Consider the following 3,242-nt stretch of genomic DNA (forward strand, 5'->3'; position numbering starts at 1 on the left):
GGCTAGGGCAGCGGCGTCGGCGCGTTGCGCGCCGAGCACCGCAAGCAAGCCGTGGTCGCTGCGGAAGTTGGGGCAGTGCTCGCAGATGTTGGTGTAGGGGCAGACGCCTTGAGCCTGGGTGCGAAGGCAGTAGCCGCCGGAAAGGCGCGCCTTGATCAGCGGCGCGTCACGCCAGTCACCGGTGGTGATGTCGGTGAGCGGCAACGTGGTTCGTTGTTCGGGAAACACTGGGCCGAGGCGGCTCTTGGCCAGCTCGAGTGCCCGCTGATAGTCGGCGCGCACGGTGGTGTCGAACAGTCGACCATAGCGAAGGCTCATCTGTGCGCTCTGATGACCGAGTAGGGCCATCAGCGCCTGTAGCGAGCAGCCGGCGTTGACCAGCGCTGTGGCGAAGGTATGCCTGAGTTGGTGGGGTGTCACTTCGTCTAAACCGGCGGTGGCCGCGGCGCGGCGAAGTTCGTTGCGCAGCCCGGTCGCCGAGATCCGCTGGCCGTGGCGCAGCAGCAGGAACTCCACTGGCCGGCCGGTGCGTGGATGCGGTAGTGGGACTCCGGCGGCTCGGGCGGCGGCGAGCCGGTCGACGAGGCCGACGGTGTCGTCGTCGATGGGCACCATGCGTTCGGTGTCGAGTTTGCCCAGCGGCACTTTCAGCCACGCGCCGAGACCGGAAACCTCGTGCACGCAGTCGAGTTCGAGGTCGAGCAGCTCACCGATGCGCAACCCACACGCGCGTTGCAGCAGCAGCGCGTCGGCGGCCTGCCGGTTCGCTGACTCACGCAGCGCGGCGGTCAATCGCCGGTCGGCGTCGGGCGACAGATAGCGGGGCAACGGTCGTGGCAACCGGGGAATGTCGGAGGCGAACAACAGCCGCCGCGGCGGCGCTTCTGGCCAGCCCCACTCGCTGATGTCAGCGAGAAATCGGGAGACGGTGATAACACGGGCGCGTCGCTCGGAGACTGCGATCGGGGCGCCGTCGTGGGGTCGAGTGGCGGTGGTGAGCGCGGTCAGGTAGGGCTCGATGTGACGGCACCGGTCCAGGTCGGCGACCGTGGTCAGGCCCGGGTCGACCAAGGCCAGATGACGGCCGAAGTGGGCCAGCCGCGAAACGGTGTGGCTCACCGTGCCGGCCACGCAGGTTGCTCGTCGACGCTCCAGGTAGGCCATAAACGTGGGCAGCAGCGCGGCCGGGGTCTGGCTCAGCCGGGCGGCGACGGGATAGGGACGGCGGCCCTCTGGCACCGGTGCAGGCTCGGCCAGCACACCGAGGTGAAACAGCACCGTGTGGGTGGCGTGTAGCGCATGCCGATAGTGCCGCAGACGATGGTGGCCGCGTTCGCGTTGGTGTACGGCGTCGCGCAGCTCATCGAGGTCAACGCTGGACAGCTGCCGCATCGACCGCCCGGTCTGGATCAAAAGCCGGATCAGCACCTGGGAGGCCATGCCTCGGCGAACTATCGGTGAGTAGCCGAGTTCGGTTGCCGCACGGTCGAACTGGTCCACATCACCGGCGAGCGGCGTCACTGGAACTTCTCGCCATAGGCTGGCCAGCTTGCGCGCCACCAGGTAGTCATAACCGGGGTGCAGCCGACCGGTGACCATCAAAAACACCAGGAACGGGCGGGTCTGCCCGCAGGCGGCCAGCCGCTCCGCGAGCGGCAGCGTGGCCCACGACCGCGGGTCTGGCCAGCGCCTCAGGAAAGCTCGGGCGGCACGCTGATAGCCGACGTTGCCGCGGCCGGTGCGCGCCAGGTGCGTCGCGTAGCAGGCCAGCAGGACGGCCGGCGGCTCACCCGCCGGCGTGCAGGCGATCGCGGGCTGCATCGTATTGGGCTCTCACGTGGGTCGGGGCGAGATGGATGTAGGCGGCCGAGGAATCGATGTGGGCGTGGCCCATCAACTCCCGCAGCACGGCCAGGTCGACACCGGCCTCGGCGAGCGCGGTGCCGAAGCTGTGCCGCAACGCATGGGGATGACCCGCTGGCACACCGGCTTTCACTCGGTGGTAGCGGAAGACCGTGCGCAGCCCGGCCGGGGTGAGCGGCTGCCCGCGGTGTGGTCCCTTGGCGACCACGAACAGCGCGGTGGCGGTGGTGTCAGGGCGCTCCACCAGCAGGTAGGTCTGCAGCAACCCGACCACCTGAGTGTCGAGGGGAACCCGGCGCTCTTTGTCGCCCTTGCCCACCACTCGGGCCCACCGGCCACCGATGTCGACGTCGCGGACCTCCAGTCCGAGCACCTCTGCCGAGCACAGCCCGGAAAACAGCATCAGTCCGGCGATCGCCCGGTCCCGATCGCTGCGGAAGCTGGCCAGCAACGCGGCCGTCTCCTTCTGGTCCAGCCCGCGCGGCAACCGACGCGGCTGGCGCACCCGCACCCGCGACCGCGGTTGCGGCCGGGCCAGATGGGCCAGCTCACCGGCACGTTCGCTACAGCCTGGCCGTCGCGCCGCCGCTCCCAATGGCACCGGACTGGCCGCGGCAGGGTCGCGCATCGCGCGGAAGCTGAACAGGCCCGAGATCGCAGCAAGTCGCCGGTTGATCGTCGCCGGAGCGTACCCGGCCGACCGGCCCCGGCGGATCGGCACGACGTTGCCGCCGTGTTGGCCGGGCAGCACGGCCGACCGGCAGACCGCCAGATACCGCAGCAGCGCATCGGTGCTCACCCCGTCGACGCTGAGACCCTCATCGAGCAGCCATCGAGCGAAATGCAGCAGATCGAACGCGTACGACCGGCGCGTGCGTGGCGAGTAGTTCCGGTCGGCCAGATGAGCCAGGAACTCGTTGAGCAACACCAAGCCATCAGCGCTGTTCCCTACAAGCACCCAGTCCTGCCCGCGTTGCTCGACACGCAGTCCTTGATCAGTCACGAGAATGATGTATCACGTCTGGCTCGCTGATGGTCAACAACCCGACCCGCTCGGCGTGTCTGATCAGCTATCTATCCAAGTATTAGCCGGTTAATAGAGGGGTGCCGGGGCGCCCGAAGTGCTGGGCGATCGCACACAGCGCCATGAATTCCCGCGTCGAGCCGGATGTCATCTGCGGACCATTATCGGACACCGCGAGCAGGATCGGCCGGGCCTCGTCGTCGAGGTCGAGGTCGACCAGCCCGTCCTGGCGACGTTCGACGACCTCCAGGAGTCCCTCGGCGTCGAGCGCGTTGGTGAACCCGACCTCGACCTGGGTGGAGGTTTCCTCGACAGAGACGACCTCGGTGATCCACTTGCGTGAGACCAGATCCTG

General features: G+C 68.4%; 2 protein-coding genes and 1 pseudogene. All 3 read right to left on the reverse strand.

Annotated elements, in window-relative coordinates; genetic code table 11:
• The coding region (locus ABDV69_RS20800) for a tyrosine-type recombinase/integrase (protein ID WP_343577688.1) at positions 1-1,821 on the reverse strand (1,821 nt) is incomplete at its 3' end.
• Entirely contained in the window at positions 1,787-2,866 is a 1,080-nt protein-coding gene (locus tag ABDV69_RS20805; protein WP_343577690.1) for a tyrosine-type recombinase/integrase, read from the reverse strand. The genes ABDV69_RS20805 and ABDV69_RS20800, both read right to left, overlap by 35 nt.
• Positions 2,867-2,948: 82 nt before the next feature.
• Positions 2,949-3,242: pseudogene (locus ABDV69_RS20810) on the reverse strand (integrase); the annotation flags it as partial.

Origin of the sequence: Mycobacterium sp., assembly GCF_039583785.1 — a bacterium.
Lineage (GTDB): Bacteria > Actinomycetota > Actinomycetes > Mycobacteriales > Mycobacteriaceae > Mycobacterium.